The 23,507-nt window shown below is 60.0% G+C and carries 23 protein-coding genes and 3 tRNA genes; 10 read left to right on the plus strand and 16 right to left on the minus strand.

Annotation, left to right across the window (positions count from 1 at the left end):
* Position 1 precedes the first annotated feature (1 nt).
* Both tsaE and nnr read right to left on the minus strand, forming a co-directional pair.
* The gene (tsaE, locus tag ACJ8HA_RS20585; RefSeq protein ID WP_025305017.1) at positions 2-472 is read right to left on the minus strand and encodes a tRNA (adenosine(37)-N6)-threonylcarbamoyltransferase complex ATPase subunit type 1 TsaE; all 471 of its coding nucleotides are present in this window, start codon (positions 470-472) and stop codon (positions 2-4) included.
* 10 nt (positions 473-482) lie between these two features.
* Positions 483-1,997: a bifunctional ADP-dependent NAD(P)H-hydrate dehydratase/NAD(P)H-hydrate epimerase gene (nnr, locus tag ACJ8HA_RS20590; RefSeq protein ID WP_442515477.1), complete on the minus strand. Its 1,515-nt coding sequence runs from the start codon at positions 1,995-1,997 to the stop codon at positions 483-485.
* On the opposite strand from nnr, the gene queG reads away from it, so the two are divergent.
* Positions 1,996-3,135: a tRNA epoxyqueuosine(34) reductase QueG gene (queG, locus tag ACJ8HA_RS20595; protein ID WP_442515478.1), complete on the plus strand. Its 1,140-nt coding sequence runs from the start codon at positions 1,996-1,998 to the stop codon at positions 3,133-3,135. The genes nnr and queG overlap by 2 nt on opposite strands.
* Positions 3,136-3,446: 311 nt before the next feature.
* On the opposite strand, the gene ACJ8HA_RS20600 is transcribed toward queG, so the two are convergent.
* The 4 genes from ACJ8HA_RS20600 to orn all read right to left on the minus strand — a co-directional run bounded on the left by ACJ8HA_RS20600 (position 3,447) and on the right by orn (position 4,532).
* A tRNA-Gly gene (locus tag ACJ8HA_RS20600) sits at positions 3,447-3,522 on the minus strand.
* Between the two features lie 54 nt (positions 3,523-3,576).
* Positions 3,577-3,652 (minus strand) — tRNA-Gly (locus ACJ8HA_RS20605).
* A 66-nt stretch (positions 3,653-3,718) separates the two neighbouring features.
* Positions 3,719-3,794: transfer RNA gene (locus ACJ8HA_RS20610), tRNA-Gly, on the minus strand.
* Positions 3,795-3,986: 192 nt separating this feature from the next.
* Positions 3,987-4,532: an oligoribonuclease gene (gene orn, locus ACJ8HA_RS20615; protein ID WP_004929689.1), complete on the minus strand. Its 546-nt coding sequence runs from the start codon at positions 4,530-4,532 to the stop codon at positions 3,987-3,989.
* Between the two features lie 245 nt (positions 4,533-4,777).
* Here orn and rsgA point away from each other — a divergent pair, with 245 nt between their 5' ends.
* The 3 genes from rsgA to mscM all read left to right on the plus strand — a co-directional run bounded on the left by rsgA (position 4,778) and on the right by mscM (position 10,158).
* Positions 4,778-5,827 (plus strand): small ribosomal subunit biogenesis GTPase RsgA, encoded by a 1,050-nt coding sequence (rsgA, locus tag ACJ8HA_RS20620; RefSeq protein ID WP_004929686.1) that lies wholly within the window; start codon positions 4,778-4,780, stop codon positions 5,825-5,827.
* A gap of 76 nt (positions 5,828-5,903) precedes the next feature.
* Positions 5,904-6,797: an archaetidylserine decarboxylase gene (asd, locus tag ACJ8HA_RS20625; protein WP_025305014.1), complete on the plus strand. Its 894-nt coding sequence runs from the start codon at positions 5,904-5,906 to the stop codon at positions 6,795-6,797.
* Between the two features lie 13 nt (positions 6,798-6,810).
* Positions 6,811-10,158: a miniconductance mechanosensitive channel MscM gene (gene mscM, locus ACJ8HA_RS20630; RefSeq protein ID WP_049205242.1), complete on the plus strand. Its 3,348-nt coding sequence runs from the start codon at positions 6,811-6,813 to the stop codon at positions 10,156-10,158.
* Between the two features lie 67 nt (positions 10,159-10,225).
* Here the strand turns inward: mscM and epmA are convergent, their stop codons facing one another.
* Positions 10,226-11,203 (minus strand): elongation factor P--(R)-beta-lysine ligase, encoded by a 978-nt coding sequence (gene epmA, locus ACJ8HA_RS20635; RefSeq protein WP_442515479.1) that lies wholly within the window; start codon positions 11,201-11,203, stop codon positions 10,226-10,228.
* Positions 11,204-11,588: 385 nt separating this feature from the next.
* Here epmA and frdA point away from each other — a divergent pair, with 385 nt between their 5' ends.
* The 5 genes from frdA (at position 11,589) to blc (ending at position 15,509) form a co-directional block, all read left to right on the plus strand.
* Entirely contained in the window at positions 11,589-13,385 is a 1,797-nt protein-coding gene (gene frdA / locus ACJ8HA_RS20640) for a fumarate reductase (quinol) flavoprotein subunit (RefSeq protein ID WP_049209616.1), read from the plus strand.
* Positions 13,378-14,112 (plus strand): succinate dehydrogenase/fumarate reductase iron-sulfur subunit, encoded by a 735-nt coding sequence (locus tag ACJ8HA_RS20645; RefSeq protein WP_004929676.1) that lies wholly within the window; start codon positions 13,378-13,380, stop codon positions 14,110-14,112. The genes frdA and ACJ8HA_RS20645 overlap by 8 nt, the downstream gene beginning before the upstream one ends.
* 14 nt (positions 14,113-14,126) lie before the next feature.
* Positions 14,127-14,519 carry a fumarate reductase subunit FrdC gene (frdC, locus tag ACJ8HA_RS20650; RefSeq protein ID WP_442515480.1) on the plus strand — a complete coding sequence of 131 codons (393 nt, stop codon included), beginning with the start codon at positions 14,127-14,129 and terminating at the stop codon, positions 14,517-14,519.
* Between the two features lie 12 nt (positions 14,520-14,531).
* A complete protein-coding gene (gene frdD / locus ACJ8HA_RS20655) occupies positions 14,532-14,891 on the plus strand; it encodes a fumarate reductase subunit FrdD (RefSeq protein ID WP_004929672.1) in 360 nt (119 codons plus the stop codon).
* Positions 14,892-14,975: 84 nt separating this feature from the next.
* Positions 14,976-15,509 carry an outer membrane lipoprotein Blc gene (blc, locus tag ACJ8HA_RS20660; protein WP_025305009.1) on the plus strand — a complete coding sequence of 178 codons (534 nt, stop codon included), beginning with the start codon at positions 14,976-14,978 and terminating at the stop codon, positions 15,507-15,509.
* Here the strand turns inward: blc and sugE are convergent.
* From sugE to efp, 4 genes are all read right to left on the minus strand, one after another.
* Positions 15,503-15,820: a quaternary ammonium compound efflux SMR transporter SugE gene (sugE, locus tag ACJ8HA_RS20665; RefSeq protein WP_004929669.1), complete on the minus strand. Its 318-nt coding sequence runs from the start codon at positions 15,818-15,820 to the stop codon at positions 15,503-15,505. The genes blc and sugE overlap by 7 nt on opposite strands.
* Positions 15,821-16,012: 192 nt before the next feature.
* Entirely contained in the window at positions 16,013-16,144 is a 132-nt protein-coding gene (locus ACJ8HA_RS20670) for an entericidin A/B family lipoprotein (RefSeq protein WP_004929668.1), read from the minus strand.
* Positions 16,145-16,264: 120 nt separating this feature from the next.
* Positions 16,265-16,396, minus strand: coding sequence for an entericidin A/B family lipoprotein (locus ACJ8HA_RS20675; RefSeq protein ID WP_004929667.1), 132 nt, complete (start codon positions 16,394-16,396; stop codon positions 16,265-16,267).
* A 70-nt stretch (positions 16,397-16,466) separates the two neighbouring features.
* Complete coding sequence (gene efp / locus ACJ8HA_RS20680; protein WP_004929666.1) at positions 16,467-17,033, minus strand: elongation factor P; 567 nt, start codon at positions 17,031-17,033, stop codon at positions 16,467-16,469.
* Between the two features lie 42 nt (positions 17,034-17,075).
* On the opposite strand from efp, the gene epmB reads away from it, so the two are divergent.
* On the plus strand, positions 17,076-18,104 hold the full coding sequence (gene epmB, locus ACJ8HA_RS20685) for an EF-P beta-lysylation protein EpmB (protein WP_060448256.1): 1,029 nt from the start codon (positions 17,076-17,078) through the stop codon (positions 18,102-18,104).
* Positions 18,105-18,187: 83 nt separating this feature from the next.
* Here epmB and ACJ8HA_RS20690 read toward each other — a convergent pair whose 3' ends face one another.
* From ACJ8HA_RS20690 to ACJ8HA_RS20710, 5 genes are all read right to left on the minus strand, one after another.
* A complete protein-coding gene (locus tag ACJ8HA_RS20690) occupies positions 18,188-18,532 on the minus strand; it encodes a DUF4156 domain-containing protein (RefSeq protein ID WP_025305007.1) in 345 nt (114 codons plus the stop codon).
* A gap of 303 nt (positions 18,533-18,835) precedes the next feature.
* Entirely contained in the window at positions 18,836-20,461 is a 1,626-nt protein-coding gene (locus ACJ8HA_RS20695; protein WP_197827915.1) for a methyl-accepting chemotaxis protein, read from the minus strand.
* 225 nt (positions 20,462-20,686) lie between these two features.
* Complete coding sequence (groL, locus tag ACJ8HA_RS20700) at positions 20,687-22,333, minus strand: chaperonin GroEL (protein WP_025305005.1); 1,647 nt, start codon at positions 22,331-22,333, stop codon at positions 20,687-20,689.
* A 44-nt stretch (positions 22,334-22,377) separates the two neighbouring features.
* Positions 22,378-22,671: a co-chaperone GroES gene (locus tag ACJ8HA_RS20705; RefSeq protein ID WP_004929661.1), complete on the minus strand. Its 294-nt coding sequence runs from the start codon at positions 22,669-22,671 to the stop codon at positions 22,378-22,380.
* A gap of 189 nt (positions 22,672-22,860) precedes the next feature.
* Positions 22,861-23,349, minus strand: coding sequence for an FxsA family protein (locus ACJ8HA_RS20710; protein WP_004929660.1), 489 nt, complete (start codon positions 23,347-23,349; stop codon positions 22,861-22,863).
* Positions 23,350-23,507: the final 158 nt, after the last annotated feature.

Consider the following 23,507-nt stretch of genomic DNA (forward strand, 5'->3'; position numbering starts at 1 on the left):
ATCATCCCTGTGATCCATGAATGCGGTCTAACAGCTGGCTGCCGTATGCGGAAATCGCCTCGATCTTCGCCTCTCGCCCCTCGCCCTGATAGCTGAGGTGCAGCGCCAGATCCGGCTCCGGCAGCACGCCAGTGCCCTGCTGCGGCCATTCGACCAGGCAGATGGCGTCTTGCGCGAAGTAATCGCGAATGCCCATAAATTCAAGCTCTTCCGGATCGGCCAGGCGATACAGATCGAAGTGATACACCGCCAGCGGCTGCAAGGCATAGGGTTCCACCAGCGTGTAGGTTGGGCTTTTGACGTTGCCCTGATGCCCCAACGCCTGCAGGAAACCACGGCTGAAGGTGGTTTTACCGGCGCCCAGGTCGCCGTAGAGATAGATGACGCTGGCGCGATCGCAGGCCTTGGCCAAAGTGGTGCCCAAAGCGACAGTCGCTGCCTCGTCCGGCAGAGGTAAAACGAGTTCTTTCATTCGATAAAGTCTATTTTGCCCACTTAGGGTTAACGAAATGAAGGATGTCCGGCAGTAAATCGGTCGCCAACATGCCTCTTGTTCCTTGTCTTTCCGCTACGCGATCGCCGGCCGCGCCGTGTACGACGCAGCCCGCACAGGCGGCATCATACAGCGAGAGCTTTTGCGCCAGCAAACCGCCGATGATGCCCGACAGCACATCGCCCATGCCGCCGGAGGCCATGCCGGCGTTGCCGACGTCGGCGATCGCCATCTGCCCCTGCTCATCGGCGATCAGCGTACCGGCGCCTTTTAGCACCGCCACGCCGCCGTAGCGTGCCGTCAGCTTACGCACGGCAAGTAAGCGATCACTCTCGATGTCGACAGTGCTGCAGCTCAACAGCCGCGCAGCCTCTCCAGGATGCGGAGTCATCACGCGATTCTGCCGTTTCTCGGGATTTAATGCCAGCAAGTTCAGCGCATCGGCGTCCCACAAGGCCGGTTTATCGCTGGTTTGCAGCACGTTCAAGGCATTTTTGCCCCACTCAGCCTGGCCAAGCCCCGGACCGATCACCAGCACATCCGCCCATTGCATCGCCTGCCGAAGCGTCGTCTCGTCCAGCGCCTGCGCCATCAACTCCGGCCTGGCCGCCAGCAGCGGCGCGACGTGCTCAATGTGAGTAAGCACTCGCACCAATCCAGCCCCGCTGCGCAGCGCCGCTTCCGCCGCCATGCGAATGGCGCCGCCGAATCCGCGGTCGCCGCCCACCAGCAGCAGACGGCCATGCTCGCCCTTATGGGCGCAGGGGCGCCGCGGATGCAGCCAGCGCGGCAACGCCTCGGCGTTAAGCCGCTGAATCTGTTCCGGTTGCTTCGCCAGCCAATCCGATAAGCCTAGCGTATTCTGATGAAGTTGCCCGACCCAGTCGCGCGCCTGCCCGGTCAGCAAACCCGGCTTGAGGCCAATGAACGTGATGGTGTGCGCGGCACGCACGACCGGACCCGGCGTCGCGCCACTTTCCGCCAGCAGGCCGGACGGGATATCGAGCGCCACCACCGGCGCCGAATGGCGGTTGACGGCCTCGATCAGCGCGTCGTAGGGCGCACGCGGCGCGCTGCCGAGGCCTGTGCCTAGCAGGCCATCAATGATGAGCGAAACAGACGCCGGCCAGCGGCTGTTCGCCGGCAGAATGTCGCCGCCGGCAGCCAGCCAGGCCTCGCGGGCCGCTGCGGCCTCCGGCGGCAAAGGGCGTGCGCCTTCGCAGGCGATCACCGTCACCTGCACGCCCGCCGCCTTCGCCAAACGCGCCACCACATAGCCGTCGCCGCCGTTGTTGCCGTGGCCACAGAGCACCAGCCAGTGGTTGCAGGAGGGATAAGTGTCGCGCGCCAGTACGTAGGCCGCCTGACCGGCGCGCAGCATTAAATCGTAAAGAGAAAGACCGAGCGAGGCCGCCGCCGCAGGTTCCGAACGACGGATCCAATCCGCAGGCCAGACAGAGTGTGGTAAACTGTCAGCGTATGCTTTTTCACTGTGGCCCGTCATGACGCACCCCCTCGATCTCCATCAACTCGCCCAACATATCAAGCAATGGGGGCAATCGCTAGGATTCCAGCAGGTTGGCATCTGCGATACCGATCTCAGCCTGGAAGAGCCGAAGCTGCAGGCCTGGCTCGACAAACAGTACCACGGCGAGATGGAGTGGATGGCGCGCCACGGCATGCTGCGCGCACGCCCTCACGAGCTGTTGCCGGGCACGCTGCGGGTGATCAGCGTGCGCATGAACTACCTGCCGGCCAAGGCGGCGTTCGCCAGCACCCTGCAGAACCCGCAATTGGGCTACGTCAGCCGCTATGCGCTGGGGCGCGATTATCACAAGCTGTTGCGTCAGCGCCTGAAAAAGTTGGGCGATCAGATCCAGGCCTACTGCGGCGAACTGAATTTCCGCCCCTTTGTCGACTCGGCGCCGGTCATGGAGCGCGCGCTGGCCGCCAAGGCGGGCATCGGCTGGGTTGGTAAACACTCACTAACTCTTAACCGCGAAGCAGGATCCTGGTTTTTCCTCGGCGAACTGCTGATCGACCTGCCGCTGCCGGTGGATCAGCCGCAGGAAGAGCAGTGCGGCCGCTGCGTCGCCTGCATCACCACTTGCCCGACCGGGGCCATCGTCGCGCCCTACACCGTCGATGCCCGGCGCTGCATCTCCTACCTGACCATCGAGCTGGAAGGCGCGATCCCGGAAGAATTCCGTCCGCTGCTCGGCAACCGCATCTACGGCTGCGACGACTGCCAGCTGATTTGCCCGTGGAACCGCTTTTCTCAGCTCACCGACGAAGACGATTTCAGCCCCCGTGCCGCGCTGCATGCGCCGCAGCTGCTCGATCTGTTCAACTGGACGGAAGAAAAATTCCTGCGCATCACCGAAGGCTCGGCGATACGCCGCATCGGCCACCTGCGCTGGCTGCGCAATATCGCAGTGGCGCTGGGCAATGCGCCCTACGAAGACAGCATCGTGCTCGCACTGCGCACGCGTTTGGGCCAAGACGCCATGCTGGATGAACATATCCACTGGGCGCTGGCGCAACAGCTCGCTCGCCGCGAAGCGCAGGGTATCGAGGTGCAGACGGCGCAGAAAAAGCGGCTGATACGGGCTGTGGAAAAAGGTTTGCCAAGGGATGCCTGACGGCGTACGCCATTCAGGCGTATCGCCGGAAGACTCACTCTGTGGATTTGTGCATAAAAATAAAAACACGTTGTCTTTCAACTGCAACAAAAAGAGCAAGTGATCGGCATAACGTTTTGGGATAAATAAATAAGCATACAAATCAAATAGATAAATATTTAATTTGTATGACGTTGATTTTTCAGGCAGGCGAGTTTATGTACAGAGGCTGTGGATAACTCTGTTTACAACATTTTTACCAGGCGTGTAAAACGGGACAAAAACCCGCGCCGGATAAGGCGTTGGATTTGAGTTTGAAACGAAGAGAAAATTGGAGCGGGAAACGAGACTCGAACTCGCGACCCCGACCTTGGCAAGGTCGTGCTCTACCAACTGAGCTATTCCCGCATTGAGATGCTTTTGGCATCCGGCCACCAAATACTGGCGTGACCTTTGAATTTTTGGAGCGGGAAACGAGGCTCGAACTCGCGACCTCAACCTTGGCAAGGTTGCGCTCTACCAACTGAGCTATTCCCGCGTCGCATAGGTACTGCTTGATACTGCTTTATTTATTCATCATGCCGCATCGCGACATTGTTGAATTTGGAGCGGGAAACGAGACTCGAACTCGCGACCCCGACCTTGGCAAGGTCGTGCTCTACCAACTGAGCTATTCCCGCCCGGCGTATCGATGGTGGAACGTTACGAAATTCTTCATCGGTACGGGGTGCGCATTATACGAGAAATCCTTTTTGTCGCAAGCCCCTGAAAGCAAAAAAACGCGATTTTTGTTTGATTGCCGATTAAAGCGCCAGATTGGCGAATTAAGCGGCTAAAAACGGCGTTTTTTCCCCGCAGGGGCCGTCATCGCCTTAAAGCTGAATGAAATGTTCGCGGTAATAAGCCAGTTCGGCCACCGATTCACGGATGTCATCCAGCGCCTGATGGGTGCCCTGCTTCTTAAAGCCGCCGAGAATTTCAGGCTTCCAACGGCGCGCCAGCTCCTTCAGCGTGCTGACGTCCAGATAGCGGTAATGGAAGTAGGCCTCTAGCTCCGGCATATAACGGAACAAGAAACGGCGATCCTGGCCCACGCTGTTGCCGCAGATCGGCGATTTGCCGGCCGGTACCCACTGCTGCAGGAAGGCTATCGTTTCCAGCTCAGCGGCGCGATCGTCCTGGCGGCTGGCTTTCACCCGCTCCACCAGCCCGCTGCCGGTATGGGTGCGCACGTTCCACTCGTCCATCAAGGCCAACTGCTCGTCGGATTGGTGCACGGCGATCACCGGCCCTTCCGCCAGGATGTTCAGGTTGGCGTCGGTGACCAGCGTGGCGATCTCAATAATGCGGTCACGCTCGGGATCCAGCCCGGTCATCTCCAAATCGATCCAAATCAGGTTATTTTCGTTTCCTGTCATGATGTTTCCTGCCTAAAAGCCGAGAGAAAAACGCTGTGCGGACGAGACGACGGGCGCCGCCGGTGGCAACGCGCCGCAGCCGGCGGCTAACAACGGTTATTTAATATAAAATAGCGTGTATCATAGTCTTTTTGGTCGCCATCGGCGACATATACCCTGACGGGTTCAAGGCTGCGCCCGGGGCTAGTCCCTCGCCGCAGCTGTGCGTATACGTAAAGGTATAAAACCGATTCAAGTGAGGCGCAGTGAGTAAGAACAAACTGTCCAAAGGTCAGCAACGCCGCGTGCAGGCGAACCATCAGCGCCGTCTGAAACGCGCTGATAACAAACCGGAACCGGATGATTCCCAGCTGGGCGAGCCGCAGGAAGGCGTCGTCATCAGCCGTTTCGGCATGCACGCCGACGTTGAGGCGCCGGATGGCACTCAGCACCGCTGCAATATCCGCCGCACGCTGCGTTCGCTGGTCACCGGCGATCGCGTGGTGTGGCGCCCCGGCCTGGGCACCCATGAAGGGGTAAAAGGCATTGTGGAAGCGGTGCACGAGCGCACCTCGGTGCTGACGCGCCCGGACTTCTACGACGGCGTGAAACCGATCGCCGCCAATATCAATCAGATCGTCATCGTGTCAGCGATCCTGCCCGAGCTGTCGCTGAACATCATCGACCGCTATCTGGTGGCCTGCGAAACGCTCGAAGTCGAGCCGCTGATCGTGCTCAACAAAATTGACCTGCTGGACGCCGAAGCGCGCAAGCTGGTCGACGGCATGATGGATATCTATCGCAAGATTGGCTACCGGGTGCTGGAAGTCTCCAGCCAGACACGAGAAGGCATGGCGGAATTCGAACAGGCGCTCGCCGGGCGCATCAGCATCTTCGCCGGCCAGTCGGGAGTCGGCAAGTCCAGCCTGCTGAACGCGCTGCTGCCGCCGTCTGAAGAGCAAATTCTGGTAAATCAGGTTTCCGACGTCTCGGGCCTCGGGCAACATACCACCACCGCCGCGCGGCTATACCATTTCCAGCACGGTGGCGACGTGATCGACTCCCCGGGGGTACGCGAGTTTGGCCTGTGGCACCTGGAGCCGGAACAAATCACCCGCGGCTTTGTCGAATTCCGTGATTATTTAGGCGGTTGCAAATTCCGCGACTGCCGCCACGATACCGATCCCGGCTGCGCCATCCGCGCGGCGATGGAGAAAGGCGATATCGCGGAAGAGCGTTTCGACAACTATCACCGCATTCTGGAAAGCATGGCTCAGGTGAAGGTTCGCAAGAACTTCACGGACGCCGCAGACTGACACTGACGGGCGAGCATTGACGACGGCGAGGCCCTCGTTACAATGCGCGCCCTTTACCCTGATTCACGAGGTTAACGTGCTGGATAGCATCAAGATTAAACTGCAATATTGGCTACCGAAGCTGGCGCTGACCCGCCTGGCGGGCTGGGGCGCCGACAAACAGGCAGGCTGGCTGACCCAACTGGTGGTCAAAACCTTCGCCCGCTACTACCGCGTGGACATGCAGGAAGCGCAAAACCCGGACCTGACGTCTTACGCCACCTTCAACGACTTCTTCGTGCGCCCGCTGCGCGATGGCGCGCGCCCGATCATCGCCGACGCCAACTGGCTGGCGCTGCCTGCCGATGGCGCCATCAGCCAGCTCGGCCCGATCCGCGAGGATCAAATCTTCCAGGCCAAAGGCCACCACTACAGCCTGGAAGCACTGCTGGCCGGCAACTACCTGTTGGCCGAGCCGTTCCGCAACGGCCTGTTCGCCACTACCTACCTGGCACCGCGCGACTATCACCGCGTACACATGCCGTGCGCCGGCGTACTGCGCGAAATGATCTATGTGCCGGGCGATCTGTTCTCGGTCAACCCGCTCACCGCCGCCAACGTGCCTAACCTGTTCGCTCGCAACGAGCGCGTGATCTGCGTATTCGACACTGACATCGGGCCGATGGTGCAAATCCTGGTCGGCGCCACCATCGTCGGCAGCATCGAAACCATCTGGGCCGGCACCGTCACGCCGCCGCGCGAAGGCATCATCAAACGCTGGACCTACCCGGCCGCCGGCGAAGAAGGCGCCATCGCGCTGGAAAAAGGCGCCGAGATGGGCCGTTTCAAACTCGGCTCCACGGTGATCAACCTGTTTACCGCAGGCAGCGTGCAGTTTGCGCCGCAGCTGCATAACGGCACCGTCACCCGCATGGGTGAGGCCTTCGCCGAAATCCCGGCCGCCGCTGAAACACCACAGACCCCGCTCTAAAGGAATCGACGCCGTGCGCCTGATCATCACGCTTTTGCTCGGTTGCCTGCTGTGGCAACCGGCGCTGGCCGCCCCCGTGCCGACCGAGAACCAGCTCAAACAGGAGCTGAAGCAGGCGGAAAGCAGCAAAAACGCGCCGAATCAGGCGGAAACCACCGAGGCGCTGCAAAGCGCCCTCAACTGGCTGACGGAGCGTAAAGAGTCGCAGACTCGCTCCGAGCAGTATCAGAGGGTGATCGACGATTTCCCTAAGATGACGCAGGAGCTGCGCCGTCAGCTGGTGCTGGAAAGCAACAAGATCCTGCCGAACGGCGACGATCTGCCGGCCGCCGAGCTGGAACAGCAGATCCTGCAAACCAGCAGCCTGCTGCTGGAACAGGCGCGCCTGCTGCAGCAAGAGCAGGATCGCACGCGGGAAATCAGCGATTCGCTCGGCCAGCTGCCGCAGCAGCAGACCGACGCCCGCCGCGCGCTGACCGAAGTGCAGCGCCGTCTGCAGGCGCAGCCCGCCAACCCGACCACCCCGTACGCGCAGGCCGCCCTGGCCCTGCTGCAGACCGAAGCCGCGGCGCGCAAAGCCAAAGTGGACGAGCTGGAGCTGGCGCAGCTGTCGGCCAACAACCGTCAGGAGCTGGCGCGCATGCGCGCCGAGGTCTATAAAAAGCGCCACGAGAAAATAGACGTTCAGCTGCAGGCGCTGCGCAACAACCTCAACGCCCAGCGCCAACGCGAAGCGGAACTGGCGCTGGAAAAAACCGAGCAGCTGGCCGAGCAGAACGGCGACTTGCCAAAAAGCCTCAGCCAACAGCTGCAGATCAACCGCGAACTGTCCGCCGCGCTGAACAGCCAGGCGCAGCGCATGGATCTGATTTCATCGCAGCAGCGGCAGGCGGCGGCGCAGACGCTGCAGGTGCGCCAGGCGCTGAGCACCATTATCGAACAGGCCCAGTGGCTCGGCTCGTCGTCGGCGTTAGGGGAAACCCTGCGCGCCCAGGTGGCAACGCTGCCGGAAATGCCCAAGCCGCAACAGCTGGACGGCGACATGGCCCAGCTGCGCGTGCAGCGCCTGCAGTTTGAAAATCAACTGGAAAAACTGTCGCAGCGCGAATTCAAACGCGACGACGGCAGCGCGCTGACCAACCAGGAGCAGCGCATCGTCGATGCTCAGCTGCGCACCCAGCGCGAACTGCTCAACTCGTTGCTGTCCGGTTGCGACACCCAAATCCTCGAGCTGACCAAGCTGAAGGTGGCCAACACCCAGCTGATCGAAGCGTTGAACGAGATCCGCGACGCCACCCACCGCTATCTGTTCTGGGTGCCGGACGTTAATCCGATCAACTTTTCCTACCCGCTCAACGTGGCACACGATCTGACCCGCGTCCTGTCGCTGGACACGCTGTCGCAGCTCGGCGGCGCCTTCATGATGATGGTGACCAGCCGCGAAACGCTGATCCCGATCTTCGGCGCCCTGCTGTTGGTGATTTTCAGCATCAGTTCGCGCAAGCACTATCACGCCTTCCTCGAGCGCGCCAGCAGCCGCGTCGGCAAGGTGACGCAGGACGAATTCTTCCTGACGGTGCGCACCGTATTCTGGTCGATTCTGGTGGCGATGCCGCTGCCAGTGCTATGGGCCGCGCTCGGTTACGGCCTGCAGAGCGCCTGGAACTACCCGGTGGCGGAAGCGATCGGCAAAGGGGTGACCGCCACGCTGCCGATCCTGTGGATCTGCATGATCTGCGCCGCCTTCGCCCACCCTCAGGGGCTGTTCATCGTGCACTTCCGCTGGCCGGCGAAGCAGGTTTCGCGCGCCATGCGCTACTACAAGATGTCGATCTGGCTGATCGTGCCGCTGATCATGGCGCTGATCACTTTCGATAGCCTGAAAGAACGCGAGTTCGCCAACACGCTGGGACGGCTGTGCTTCATCCTGCTGTGTCTGGCGCTGGCGCTGGTCACCCACAGCCTGAAGCGCGCCGGTATCCCGCTGTATCTGGATAAAAACGGCTCCGGCGACAACATGCTCAACAGCGCCTTCTGGGGGCTGCTGCTGTCGGCGCCGCTGTTGGCGGCACTGGCCTCGACCGTCGGTTACCTCACCACCGCGCAGGCGCTGTTGGCGCGCCTGGAAACCTCGGTGGCGATCTGGTTCCTGCTGCTGGTCATCTACCACATCATCCGCCGCTGGATGCTGATCCAACGGCGGCGCATCGCCTTCGATCGCGCCAAACAGCGCCGCGCCGACATCCTGGCCCAGCGCGCCCGCGGCGAAGACGAAACCTCGCACACCCCGAACAGCACTGAAGGCGCCATCGATCCGGACGATTCGGACTTCGATCTGGACACCATCAGCGCCCAGTCGCTGCGGCTGGTGCGCTCGATCCTGACGCTGATCGCACTGGTGTCGGTGATCGTGCTGTGGTCGGAGATCCACTCCGCGTTCGCCTTCCTGGAAAACATCTCGCTGTGGGACGTGACCTCGACGGTGAACGGCGTGGAAACCGCCCATCCAATCACTCTCGGCGCGGTTCTGATCGCCATTCTGGTGTTGATCATCACCATGCAGCTGGTGCGCAACCTGCCGGCGCTGCTGGAGTTGGCAGTGCTGCAGCACCTGGATCTGACGCCGGGCACCGGCTACGCCATTACCACCATCACCAAGTACCTGTTGCTGGTGTTCGGCGCGGTGCTCAGCTTCGCCTGGATCGGCATCGAATGGTCGAAACTGCAGTGGGTGGTTACCGCGCTCAGTCTGGGGTTGGGCTTCGGCATGCAGGAGATCTTCTCCAACTTCATCTCCGGCCTGATCATCCTGTTCGAGAAACCGATCCGCATCGGCGACACCGTGACGATCCGCAACCTGACCGGTACCGTCACCAAGATCAACACCCGCGCCACCACCATCTCGGACTGGGACCGCAAAGAGATCATCGTGCCGAACAAAGCCTTCATCACCGAACAGTTCGTCAACTGGTCGCTGTCCGACACCCTGACCCGTGTGGTGCTGACCGTACCGGCGCCGGGCGAAGCCAACAGCGAAGAAGTGACCAAGATCCTGATGAACGCCGCCGAGCGCTGCTCGCTGGTGCTGGATAACCCGGCGCCGGAGGTTTACCTGGTCGATCTGCAACAGGGCATCCAGATCTTCGAGATGCGTATTTACGCCGCCGAGATGGGCCACCGTATGCCGCTGCGTCACGAGATCCACCAGTTGATCTTGGCGGGCTACCGCGAGCACGGCATCACGCTGCCGTACCCGCCGTTCCAGGTGCGCACCGAGACGCTGTCGCGGTTGACCAACAACGGCCGTACGCCGCCGTCCACGCCGGCGCCGAACACCAAGCGCGACGCCGGGGGGCTGTAAGCGTTTCTCGCGATAAAAAAAGGGCCGGCAAATGCCGGCCTTTTTTGCTTTTCTTACCGCCTGAAACTCAGGCGATCCCGACTGGGAAGGCTAATACTTCGCTCAGGCTCTCGGCGCCCAGCGCCAGCATCACCAGGCGATCCACGCCCAGCGCCACGCCGGAGCATTCCGGCATGCCGTGCTGCAACGCCGCCAACAGGTTGTAGTCGATCGGCTGCTGCGGCAGGCCGCGCTCCGCACGTTTGCGGTTGTCCTGCTCGAAGCGCTGATGTTGTTCACGGCCGTCGGTCAGCTCGCGGAAACCGTTCGCCAGCTCAATGCCCTTGAAATACACCTCGAAACGCTCCGCCACGCGGTGGTCTTCGGTGCTGATCTCCGCCAGCGCCGCCTGGCTGGCCGGGAAGTGGTACACGAACGCCGGTTTTTCACGGCCGATATGCGGCTCCACGCCCACGGTGAACAGCAGCTGCAACAACGTATCACGGTCTTCTTCGGTATCGGCGATGTTGCTCAGATCGAGTTTGGCTGCCGCTTCACGCAGCTGCGCCTTCTCCGCCGACAGCGGATCGATGTCCAGATGGCGCAGGAACGCCTGCTGATAGGACAGGGTCTCCGCGCTCTCGCAGTCCAGCACCTGTTGCAGCAGATCGTCCACCTCGTTCATCAGGCGGTACATGTCGTAGTGCGGACGGTACCACTCCAGCATGGTGAATTCCGGGTTGTGATGCCGCCCGGCTTCTTCATTGCGGAAGCTGCGCCCCATTTGGTAGATCGGGCCGCTGCCCGCCGCCAACAGGCGCTTCATGTGATATTCCGGGCTGGTCATCATGTATAGCGTCAGGCCCTCTGCCGCCCCCGGCCCGACGAAACGCGTCTCGAACGGGAACAGGTGAACGTCGGTGACCGTCGCCTGGCTCATGGTGGGCGTCTCAACTTCCAGCACGCCACGATCGGCGAAGAAACGCCGGATCTCAGCCAGAATCGCTGCGCGTTTCAACAAATTGGCGATGGGTGCACTAGGCTGCCAGCTTGCCGTTTCGCTCATGGTAATTAACTCCGAAATCAAACAGGGGATGCAGTCTACTCGCATCCTTGCAGCCAAACAAATTCTTCACGATGCACAACCGTCCATAACGCCAATTTCCGATAAATGGGCGGCAAAAGCGCGTTAAAAAGGGTAAAGCAGGCCAAACGCGCAAAAAAACAGGCAAGCCTGTTGGTCGAGCGTTAATCGACAAAACAATCGATCACATCAAATTTCGACTACTTAACTTTAGGTATAGTTAATTCCCCATTATTGGTGGGAGATATCTATCCTTAACCTTTAAGCAACATTAATCGGTTCAATTAGTTAGCACCCGAAGAGTTCGCTAAATTTTAAGCATAGATATTTAACTTGCCGTTCTTAACAAGAACATTGGAGGAATGCAGTGCAAACCTTTAACGCCGATCTTGCCATTATTGGGGCCGGGGGCGCTGGTTTACGTGCAGCAATAGCCGCAGCGGAAGCCAATCCCCAACTGAAAATCGCGCTGATCTCTAAGGTCTATCCGATGCGCAGCCACACGGTCGCCGCCGAGGGGGGCTCCGCCGCCGTCACCCAGGATCACGATACCTTCGACTACCACTTCAACGACACCGTCGCCGGCGGCGACTGGTTGTGCGAGCAGGACGTGGTCGATCACTTCGTGCATCAGTGCCCGCGCGAGATGACCCAGCTTGAGCAATGGGGCTGCCCGTGGAGCCGCAAACCGGACGGGTCGGTCAACGTGCGGCGCTTCGGCGGCATGAAGATCGAACGCACCTGGTTCGCCGCCGACAAGACCGGCTTCCACATGCTGCACACCCTGTTCCAAACCTCGCTGAAATACCCGCAGATCCAACGCTTCGACGAGCACTTCGTGCTGGATATCCTGGTGGATGACGGCCAGGCGCGCGGCCTGGTGGCGCTCAACATGATGGAAGGCACCCGCGTGCAGATCCGCGCCAACGCGGTGGTGATGGCCACCGGCGGCGCCGGGCGCGTTTATCGCTACAACACCAACGGGGGCATCGTTACCGGCGACGGCATGGGCATGGCGTTCCACCACGGCGTACCGCTGCGCGACATGGAGTTCGTGCAGTATCATCCGACCGGCCTGCCCGGTTCCGGCATCCTGATGACCGAGGGCTGTCGCGGCGAAGGTGGCATCCTGGTGAACAAAGACGGCTACCGTTACCTGCAAGACTACGGCATGGGTCCGGAAACCCCGCTGGGCGAGCCGAAGAACAAATACATGGAGCTGGGCCCGCGCGATAAAGTGTCCCAGGCCTTCTGGCATGAATGGCGCGCCGGCCGCACCATCGCCACCCCGCGCGGCGACGTGGTCTACCTCGATCTGCGCCACCTGGGCGAGAAAAAGCTGCTGGAGCGGCTGCCGTTCATCTGCGAACTGGCCAAGGCCTACGTCGGCGTCGATCCGGTGAAAGATCCGATCCCGGTGCGCCCTACCGCGCACTACACCATGGGCGGCATTGAAACCGACCAGAACTGTGAAACCCGCATCAAGGGGCTGTTCGCGGTCGGCGAGTGCTCCTCCGTCGGCCTGCACGGCGCCAACCGCCTCGGCTCCAACTCGCTGGCGGAACTGGTGGTGTTCGGCCGCGTCGCCGGTGAACACGCCGCGCGCCGCGCGCTCGAGACCGCGCCGGCCAACGGCAGCGCGCTGGATGCACAAACCCGCGACGTCGAAACCCGCCTGAGCAACCTGATGAAGCAGGAAGGCAACGAAAACTGGGCGAAGATCCGCGACGAAATGGGGCTGTCGATGGAAGAAGGCTGCGGCATCTACCGCACGCCGGAGCTGATGCAAAAAACCATCGATAAGCTGGCCGAGCTGAAAGAGCGTTTCAAGCGCGTCAACATCACCGACAACACCAGCGTCTTCAATACCGATCTGCTGTACACCATCGAGCTGGGCTATGGCCTGGACGTCGCCGAATGCATGGCGCACTCCGCATTTAACCGCAAAGAGTCGCGCGGCGCCCACCAGCGCCTGGACGAAGGCTGCACCGAACGTGACGACGTCAACTTCCTCAAGCATACGCTGGCGTTCCATAACCCGCAGGGCGCGCCGCGTCTCGAATACAGCGACGTGAAAATTACCAAGCTGCCGCCGGCCAAACGCGTCTACGGCGCAGAAGCCGAAGCGCAGGAGAAAAAGAATAAGGAGCAGGCAAATGGCTGAGATGCAAACCCTGAAGATCGACGTCATGCGCTATAACCCGGAAAGCGACGCCGAGCCGCATTTCGTCACTTACGCCGTGCCTTACGACGAACAGACCTCGTTGCTCGATGCACTGGGCTACATCAAGGATAACCTGGCGCCGGACCTCTCCTACCGCTGGTCTTGCCGCATGGCGATCTGCGGCTCCTGCGGCATGATGGTCAACCGCGTGCCGAAGTTGGCGTGCAAAACCTTCCTGCGCGACTACGTCGGCGGCATGAAGGTTGAAGCGCTGGGCAACTTCCCGATCGAGCGCGATCTGGTGGTCGACATGACCCACTTCATCGAAAGCCTGGAGGCGATCAAACCGTACATCATCGGCAACGATCGCAAACCGGAGGATGGCCCAAACGTGCAGACTCCGGCGCAGATGGCCAAATACCATCAGTTCTCCGGCTGCATCAACTGCGGCCTGTGCTACGCGGCATGCCCGCAGTTCGGTCTCAACCCCGAGTTTATCGGCCCGGCGGCGATCACGCTGGCGCACCGTTATAACCTGGACAACCGCGACCACGGCAAGAAACAGCGCATGCCGCAGCTCAACGGCCAAAACGGCGTCTGGAGCTGCACCTTCGTCGGCTATTGCTCCGAAGTCTGTCCGAAACACGTCGATCCCGCCGCCGCTATCCAGCAAGGCAAGGTGGAGAGCGCCAAGGACTTCATGATCGCCATGCTGAAGCCGCAATAAGGGAGAAAATTGCCATGACAACTCAACGTAAGCCCTATGTGCGCACCATGACGCCCACCTGGTGGCAAAAGCCCGGCTTTTACCGTTTCTACATGCTGCGCGAAGGCACCTCGGTGCTGGCGGTCTGGTTCAGCATCGTGCTGCTCTACGGCGTGTTCGCGCTGAAGGGCGGCGCCGAGAGCTGGGCCGGCTTCGTCGGTTTCTTGCAGAATCCGCTGGTGCTGTTAATCAACGTCGTCGCATTGCTGGCGGCGGCGCTGCACACCAAAACCTGGTTCGATCTGGCGCCGAAGGCCGCCAATATCGTGGTCAACAGCGAGAAAATGGGACCGGGCCCCATCGTGAAAGGGCTGTGGGCCGTCACGATCGTCGTCAGCGTGGTCATCCTGGCCGTGGCCCTGTTCTAATCCGGAGGAAACATGATAAATCAAGCACCTAAACGCTCCGATGAGCCGGTTTTCTGGGGATTGTTCGGCGCCGGCGGCATGTGGGGCGCGATCGTCGCGCCGGCTATCGTGCTGCTGGTCGGCATTCTGCTGCCGCTGGGGCTGTTCCCCGGTGAAGCGCTGGGTTACGAACGCGTGCTGGCGTTCTGCCAGAGCCTGATCGGCCGCCTGTTCCTACTGCTGATGATCATTCTGCCGCTGTGGTGCGGCCTGCACCGCATCCACCATGCGATGCACGATCTGAAGATCCACGTGCCGGCCGGCAAGTGGGTGTTCTACGGTCTGGCGGCAATCCTCAGCGTCGTCACCGTCATCGGCGTCGTCACTCTGTAAACCGCTCGGGTGGCCAACGCCCGTTGGCCGCCCTTTTCTCATCGGCTACACTGTCTACTCGCCCCCGGTAAACAGGAGTCACCGATGCGTTTATGGTCAAAGCTTAGCGTCATGCTTTCCGCCCTGCTCTCCGTCGCCTGCAGCGTCTCCCCGCCTAAAGACATCAAGGTCGTGACCCCCTTTGACAGCCAGCGCTATCTCGGTACCTGGTATGAGATCGCTCGTCTGGATCATCGTTTTGAACGCGGTTTGCAGCAGGTGACCGCCCATTACAGCCCGCGCGCCGACGGCGGGCTGAAAGTCATCAATCGCGGCTTCAATCCGCAAAAACAGCAATGGCAAGAAAGCGAAGGCAAAGCCTACTTTATCGGTTCACCGCAGGTCGCGGCGCTGAAAGTGTCGTTCTTCGGCCCCTTCTACGGCGGCTATAACGTGATTGCCCTGGACCCGGCGTATCGCTACGCGCTGGTTTGCGGCCCTAACCGCGACTATCTGTGGATCCTGTCGCGCACGCCGACGCTTGACGCCAGCGTACGCGACAGCTTATTGCAGACGGCCAAAGGCTACGGTTTCGCCACCGACAAGCTGATCTGGGTGCAACAGTCCGCCGATCAGTGACTGCTGAACTTCAGCCCGAGTATGCCGACCACGATCAGGCACAGGCTGATGATGCGCGCGATATTGGTCGATTCGCCCAACAGCACCATGCCCATGATGGCCGCGCCCACCGCGCCGATGCCGGTCCACACCGCATAGGCGGTGCCGGCGGGCAGCGTTTTCATGGCGTTGGCCAACAGCAACATGCTGACCACCATCGCAGCAATGGTGATGATGCTCGGCGTCAGCCGGGTAAAACCGTGGGTGTATTTCAGACCGATAGCCCAAACCACTTCGAGCAAACCGGCGATAAGCAGAATAATCCAGGCCATGAGACGGCCTCCCTACCACTGGGGTCGTCCCCGATAAAATGACGCGTAAACGGGTCGTCCCGTTTAGCGAGGTGACGCATGACGGGTAACCTCACCCGCACTGCGGCAGGATAGCAGCAGCGTTAACGCGCAGGCAAGGGATAGAAATGTGGCGGCTCTCCGCAGCCGGAACGCCGCCGGGTAGAGAACGGATTATTCCGCGCTGCGCTGAATAGCCTTGCCGCCGGCCTGAATGTCTTCACCCACACCGCGGGTGGTATTGCAGGCGGTCAGCGAGCTCAAAATCATCAAAGAGAAGATCGCGATAATACTTTTCTTCAGCATAAGAAAGTCCTTATTTGTCGTTGATGAAAAAGTACGGCTTTCTAAGCGTAGTCAAAATTGACGGAGGGTGTGGGATCGTGACCGGCTTTGTGGCGCAAATACATCGGGTTAAAGGCGGGATCAGCTGGCCGTGCGGGAGATGGCGCCGCCGAGATGCTGAACGTCTTCGCCGAAACCGCGAAACGTATTGCAACTGCTGAGGGAGAAAAGGAACAACAGGGAGAGCACGGCCAACAACGTTTTCTTGAACATGCGGATTTTCTGCCAACGAACGGGGATAGGATAAAACAGAGGAACCGCGGGGGTTCCTCTGTTTTGAAACTTATTTAACGCGAGAGACGTATTCGCCAGAGCGAGTGTCAACCTTGATCACTTCGCCGATCTGGACGAACAACGGCACTTTCACCACGGCGCCGGTGCTCAGGGTTGCCGGCTTGCCGCCAGTTCCTGCGGTATCGCCTTTCAGGCCAGGATCGGTATCGGTGATTTCCGCTTCGATGAAGTTCGGCGGCTGAACGGCGATTGGACGGCCATCCCACAGGGTGATGATGCACTCTGCGTTATCCTGCAGCCATTTGGCCGCGTCGCCGACGGTTTTGCCGTCAACCTGATGCTGTTCGAAAGACTCAGGGTGCATGAAGTGGTAGAACTCACCGTCGCTGTACAGGTAGTTCATGTTGGTGTCCATCACGTCTGCGCCTTCGCAAGAATCGGTAGACTTGAAGGTTTTTTCCACGCGGGTGCCGGTCAGCAGACGACGCATTTTCACGCGCGCGAACGCCTGGCCTTTGCCCGGCTTAACGAACTCACTGGCTTCGACGGCGTAAGGTTCGCCCTCGAACATGATTTTAAGACCCGGACGGAAATCGTTGCTAGAATAAGTCGCCATGATGGCCCTCTGAATATTTGAACTGGTAGCTTAGCCAAAAAAATGGCACACATTATAACCCAAAGTACGGCACATAGAGAAGATTGGTTGCATCAACTCGCCGATGTTATTACCGATCCTGATGAATTACTGCAGCTTTTGTCACTGAATACGCACCCGGAACTGCCGCAGGGGCGCGATGCCCGCCGGCTGTTTGCCCTGCGCGTGCCGCGCGCCTTCGCTGCGCGCATGCGCCCCGGCGATGCCAACGACCCGCTGCTGCGCCAGGTGCTGACCGCCAGAGAGGAGTTCATCAACGCCCCAGGGTTCACCACCGATCCGCTCGATGAGCAGCGCAGCGTGGTGCCGGGCCTGCTGCACAAATACCGCAATCGCGCACTGCTGCTGGTCAAGGGCGGCTGTGCGGTCAACTGCCGTTACTGCTTCCGTCGCCACTTCCCCTATCAGGATAATCAGGGCAATAAGAACAACTGGCGGCAGGCACTGGATTATATCCGCCAACACCCGGAACTGGACGAGATCATTTTTTCCGGCGGCGATCCGCTGATGGCCAAAGACAGCGAGCTGGAATGGCTGGTTGGCGAACTGGAGGCCATCCCGCACCTGAAACGCCTGCGCATTCACACCCGTTTGCCGGTGGTGATCCCGGCGCGCATCACGCCGGCGCTGTGCCGCCTGCTGTCGGCCTCGCGCCTGCAGGTGCTGATGGTCACGCACATCAACCACGCCAACGAAATTGACCGCGACCTGCAAAGCGCCATGGCGCAGCTGCGCCTCGCCGGCGTCACGCTGCTCAACCAGAGCGTGCTGCTGCGCGACGTCAACGACAATGCCGATACGCTGGCGGCACTCAGCAACGCGCTGTTCGACGCCGGCATCCTGCCCTATTACATCCACGTGCTGGACAAGGTGCAGGGCGCGGCGCACTTCATGGTCAGCGACGATGAAGCGCGCGTCATCATGCAGGCGCTGCTGAGCAAGGTGTCCGGTTATCTGGTGCCGCGCCTGACGCGTGAAGTGGGCGGCGAACCGAGCAAAACGCCGATCGACCTGCGCCTGATGCCGGAGTGACGTGCGCCAAATGCCGTAACGAAAAAGAGGAATGCCTTGGCATTCCTCTTTTTTTATCTCTTTGCGACTGCGGTCTCAGCGCCTTACGGGCACTTGTAAACCTGGCCGACCATTTTGCTGTCCAGCGGTGCGAAGCTGGAGAGCAGATTCTGGCTCGGGCTGTTGGCGCCGTAGATCACGTTGCCGCCCATGGCCGCCGCCTTGTTGCGCAGATCGTTGGCCGCACCGCGCATGGAGCTGCCTTCACCGCCGTTGCCGGACAGCCAGTTGCTCTGGGTGCCGGTCACTTCCCCCAGCAGCTGGCATTCCGCCGCCGGCTTGCTGTCGGTGAACTTGATCTGCTGACCCGCAGCGGTCAGTTCATGAGTGGTGCTGCAACCCGCCAGCAGCATCGCTGCCGAAAGACCCAGTAAGGCTTTAATCCGCATCTTGTTCCCCATTCGATGTTGAGAATTACGCAAAATCTTCTACCCGTCGCCTTTCAAGCTGTAGCGTTGTTGACTGCGCTCGCTCACCCCAGTTACTTACTCAAGTAAGCGCCTGGGGACTCACGAGCTGGCCACCTAGCTACAACTTGAAATTCATAGGGTATATCAGAAAGCGATGCCATCTCTTAAGCATCCGTTGCCACGCGAGCGGGCCAACGTCTTGAGCGACAGCTGATGACTTACCAGTTTACCAGCTAAATCGCCCCGGGCGGCAAAAATATCATCAAATACAGTGCGGCGGCGTTATACCCAACCGGCAACGGCCGCCGATGCCTGCGCCTCCACGTCGCCCTGGCGCGGTTCCCCCTCCGCCAGTTTGAATACCGCCACCGCCTGCGCCAGCAGGGCCGCCTGTTCCTCCACGCCGACGGCGGTGGTCGCCACCTCCTCCACCAGCGCGGCGTTCTGCTGGGTCACCTGATCCATCTGGGTCACCGCCACCCCGACCTGCTCGACGCCTTTGCTTTGCTCTTCCGACGCATAGGAGATGTTATCCATCAGCGACGTCACCTGGTTCACCGAGCCGACGATGGCATTCATCGTCTCGCCCGCCTGTTCCACCAGCCGCACGCCGGCGGCGATATCGCCGGTTACGCCGTCGACCAGACCGCTGATCTCCTTGGCCGAAGTCGCGCAGCGCTGCGCCAGATTGCGCACTTCGCCGGCTACCACCGCAAAACCCCGCCCCTGCTCCCCGGCACGTGCGGCCTCGACGGCGGCGTTCAGCGCCAGAATGTTGGTCTGGAAGGCGATGCCGTCGATCACGCTGGTAATATCCCCCACCTGACGCGCGCTGTCGTTGATCGCCCGCATCTTGTCGATCGCGCTGGCCATCAGCGTTTCGCCGTTGCGGGCAATGCCGGCGGTCTGATTGACCATGCCGGCGGCCTGAGTGGCGTTATCGGCGTTTTGCCGCACCGTGGCGGTAATCTGCTCCATGCTGGCGGCGGTTTCCGTCAGCGCGCTGGCTTGTTCTTCGGTGCGGCTGGAGAGATCGGCGTTGCCGACGGCGATCTCGTGCGTACCGTGGTTGATCGACTCCACACCGTCACGCACCTGCTGCACGGTCGCACTCAGCTCCTGCTGCATCGTCCGTAGGCTGGCGAACAGCATGCCGATCTCATTGTTGTTGCGTACCGCGATCTCGCTGCGTAGATCGCCGCGCCCAACCTTTTGCAAGTGTTCGGCGATCTGGCGCAGCGGCAGAATCAAGCGCCGGCGGAAATCACGCTGCACGGCGACCAGCAGCAGCAGGATCGCCGCCAGGGTGCCGCTCAGCAGGCGGGCGAAGACTTTTTGGGTCTGCTCCGCCTCTTCCACTGCCAGACGGTGGGCGGCCACCGTGGCCCGCATGTAGTCGGCAAACTGGTTATCCAGCCGCTGGCGCACCTGGCGCTTCTCTGCCGCCATGGCGTGCAGCCGCTCGATCAGCGCCGCCTGTGGCGTGTCGGCCAACAGCGTCAGTTCTTGCTTCAGCACCGCCTGCTGCGCCAGGTAGACCTTTTTCATCGCCTCGCCCAGATCCGGGCGCGATACCGTCAGGCCCGGCGTCTCCCAAAACAGGTTGAAAGCGACGTCGGCGCTGCGCAGCTCACCTCGCGCCTCATCGATACCCTGTTGAATGTCGGCTCTGCTGGTCTGCGCCCAGCGCTCGAACGCCATGTTGTCGATCAGCGTCTGCGTTTGCAGCAAAGCACGCCAACTGCGGTTCAGCGCCGCTTCCTCGTCGGAGAAGGTGCTCATCCTGTCGATACTGTGGCCGTTTTGCTGCATGAAATAGAAGGCAATGGCGCCGGTTCCCATGGGCATCAAGCCCAGCAGCAACAGCATCAACATCAGCCAGGTGGCTATTTTCATATTTTTCAGCATAAGTCGTCTCCGTTGACAGTCACACCGGCGAGGGGAAATTCCCCGCTCGGTAAGGGCTATATCGGTACGAAACGACAACGGTTTAGGGTAAAAACAAAATAATGCAATTATTCATTCAGTGAACTAATAACAAGCTAAATAAACATTCTTTTTATTGATTTTTAAGCTAAAAAAAACCCCGGTCAGTTGACCGGGGTTCTCAGCACACAAGCGTGTGGGGGATGATTACATCATGCCGCCCATGCCGCCCATGCCACCCATACCGCCTGCTGCGCCCAGATCCGGTGCGTCAGCCTTCGGCAGGTCGGTGACCATGCATTCGGTGGTGATCATCAGGCCAGCCACGGAAGCCGCGTACTGCAGAGCAGAACGGGTCACTTTGGTTGGATCCAGGATACCCATCGCGATCATGTCGCCGTATTCTTCAGAGTAAGCGTTGTAGCCGTAGCTGCCTTCGCCCGCTTTCACCTGGTTGGCGATAACGGAAGCTTCTTCACCGGCGTTGACCACGATCTGACGCAGAGGGGCTTCCATTGCGCGCAGCGCAACTTTGATACCCACGTTCTGGTCTTCGTTGTCGCCTTTCAGCGAGGCGATTTTGCCTGCAACGCGGATCAGCGCGACGCCGCCGCCGGCAACCACGCCTTCTTCCACTGCGGCGCGGGTTGCGTGCAGGGCGTCTTCAACGCGGGCTTTCTTCTCTTTCATTTCAACTTCAGTGGCTGCGCCAACCTTGATAACGGCAACGCCGCCGGCCAGTTTCGCTACGCGCTCCTGCAGTTTTTCACGATCGTAGTCAGAGGTCGCTTCTTCGATCTGCTGACGAATTTGAGCAACGCGGCCCTGGATGGTCGCTTCGTCGCCCACGCCATCGATGATGATGGTGGTGTCTTTGTTGATGACAACGCGTTTCGCCTGACCCAGATCTTCCAGGGTGGCTTTTTCCAGTTCCAGACCGATCTCTTCAGAGATAACGGTACCGGCAGTCAGGGTAGCGATGTCCTGCAGCATGGCTTTACGACGGTCGCCGAAGCCAGGCGCCTTAACGGCAGCCACTTTCACGATGCCGCGCATGGTGTTGACCACCAGGGTCGCCAGCGCTTCGCCTTCTACGTCTTCAGCGATGATCAGCAGCGGTTTGCCTGCTTTGGCAACGGCTTCCAGCACCGGCAGCATTTCGCGGATGTTGGAGATCTTCTTGTCGGCCAGCAGGATGAACGGGCTTTCCAGCTCAACAGAACCGGTTTCCGGCTTGTTGATGAAGTATGGAGACAGGTAACCGCGGTCGAACTGCATACCTTCAACCACGTCCAGCTCGTCTTGCAGGCCGGTGCCTTCTTCAACGGTGATAACGCCTTCTTTGCCCACTTTCTCCATCGCTTCCGCGATCAGTTTACCCACGGTTTCGTCGGAGTTGGCGGAGATGGTGCCGACCTGAGCGATAGCTTTGGAATCGGAGCAAGGTACGGACAGTTTTTTCAGTTCTTCAACCGCAGCGACAACCGCTTTGTCGATGCCGCGCTTCAGATCCATCGGGTTCATGCCTGCAGCAACCGCTTTCAGGCCTTCGGTGATGATGGATTGAGCCAGTACGGTTGCAGTGGTGGTGCCGTCGCCCGCCGCGTCGTTCGCTTTGGAGGCCACTTCTTTCACCATCTGTGCGCCCATGTTCTCGAACTTGTCTTCCAGTTCGATTTCACGCGCAACGGAAACGCCGTCTTTGGTGATGGTCGGTGCGCCGAAAGATTTATCCAGCACTACGTTGCGGCCTTTCGGGCCCAGGGTCACTTTTACTGCATCAGCGAGAACATTCACGCCGCGGAGCATTTTCACGCGAGCGTCATTGCCGAATTTTACGTCTTTAGCTGCCATTGGTATTTCCCTTCAACTCGTTCAGTTCAGAAGATAAAGCGCAATTACGCTTCAACAATTGCCAGAATGTCGCTTTCGGACATGATCAACACTTCTTCATTGTCGATCTTCTCTGCTTTCACGCCGTAGCCGTCGTTGAAAATCACGATATCGCCAACTTTCACATCCAGCGGTTGGATGTTGCCGTTTTCCAGCACACGCCCTTTACCCACTGCAACCACTTCACCGCGAGTGGATTTACCCGCAGCAGAGCCAGTCAGGACGATGCCGCCAGCAGATTTTGATTCAACTTCTTTGCGCTTGACGATAACGCGGTCATGCAATGGACGAATACTCATTGAACGCTCTCCTGTAAGAAGGTCTCTATCAGATTTAGGGTTGTACACCGGATGGTTGTTATTACCGGCCTCGTGGCATTTGAGATGGGGGCGTTCCAGCCCCCTTCAAGGGGGCGAACAAAAAAAATTTCGCATTTTCGGTTCGGCGAGTGCCGCAGAGATGAAAAACGCGGCCTGAGCCGCGTTTGCTTAACGATCGTGAGGTTTGCGATCCTCGTCCGGGCGGTGTTCCAGCACCGGGCGTTCGTCGTCCTTGCGCTGGAATTCGCCGTCGAAGGTATTGCCGTTGGCGGCGTCGCCGCCCGTCCAACCGCCGGGGCGATACACCGACAGGTGCGGCATCAGCTTCAGCGTCAGCGATTTTTGCACCGGCGGCAGCAGCAGCAACAGGCCGAGGAAGTCGGTGAAGAAGCCCGGTATCAGCAGCAGGAAGCCCGCCAGCACCAGCGAAACGCTTTTCACCATTTCCGCCGCCGGGCTTTCGCCGGCCGCCAGTTTTTGCTGCATCTGCACGAAGGTTTTCATGCCCTGATTGCGCACCAGCGAAATGCCGACGCAGGAGCTGAACACCACCAACAGCAGGGTGACAGCCACGCCGAGCACGGCGGCGACTTTGATAAAGATGGATATTTCTATGTAAGCCAGCAGAAATATCAGCAGTAGCGGTAACCAGCGCACCTGGTTCTCCTATCGGTAGGTAAGGCACGGCCGCCACGGGGCGACGGCGCGAAAAAAGAGGCCGTAAACGGCCGACACCATTACAATGAGGGCATCCCCCCACCATTTCAACCGAGAGCCGGTTTTTATTGCTAAAGTTCACAAACGTGAAAGAAGTC

Source organism: Serratia sp. CY33802 (assembly GCF_052169095.1).
GTDB classification, from domain to species: Bacteria; Pseudomonadota; Gammaproteobacteria; order Enterobacterales; family Enterobacteriaceae; genus Serratia; species Serratia bockelmannii.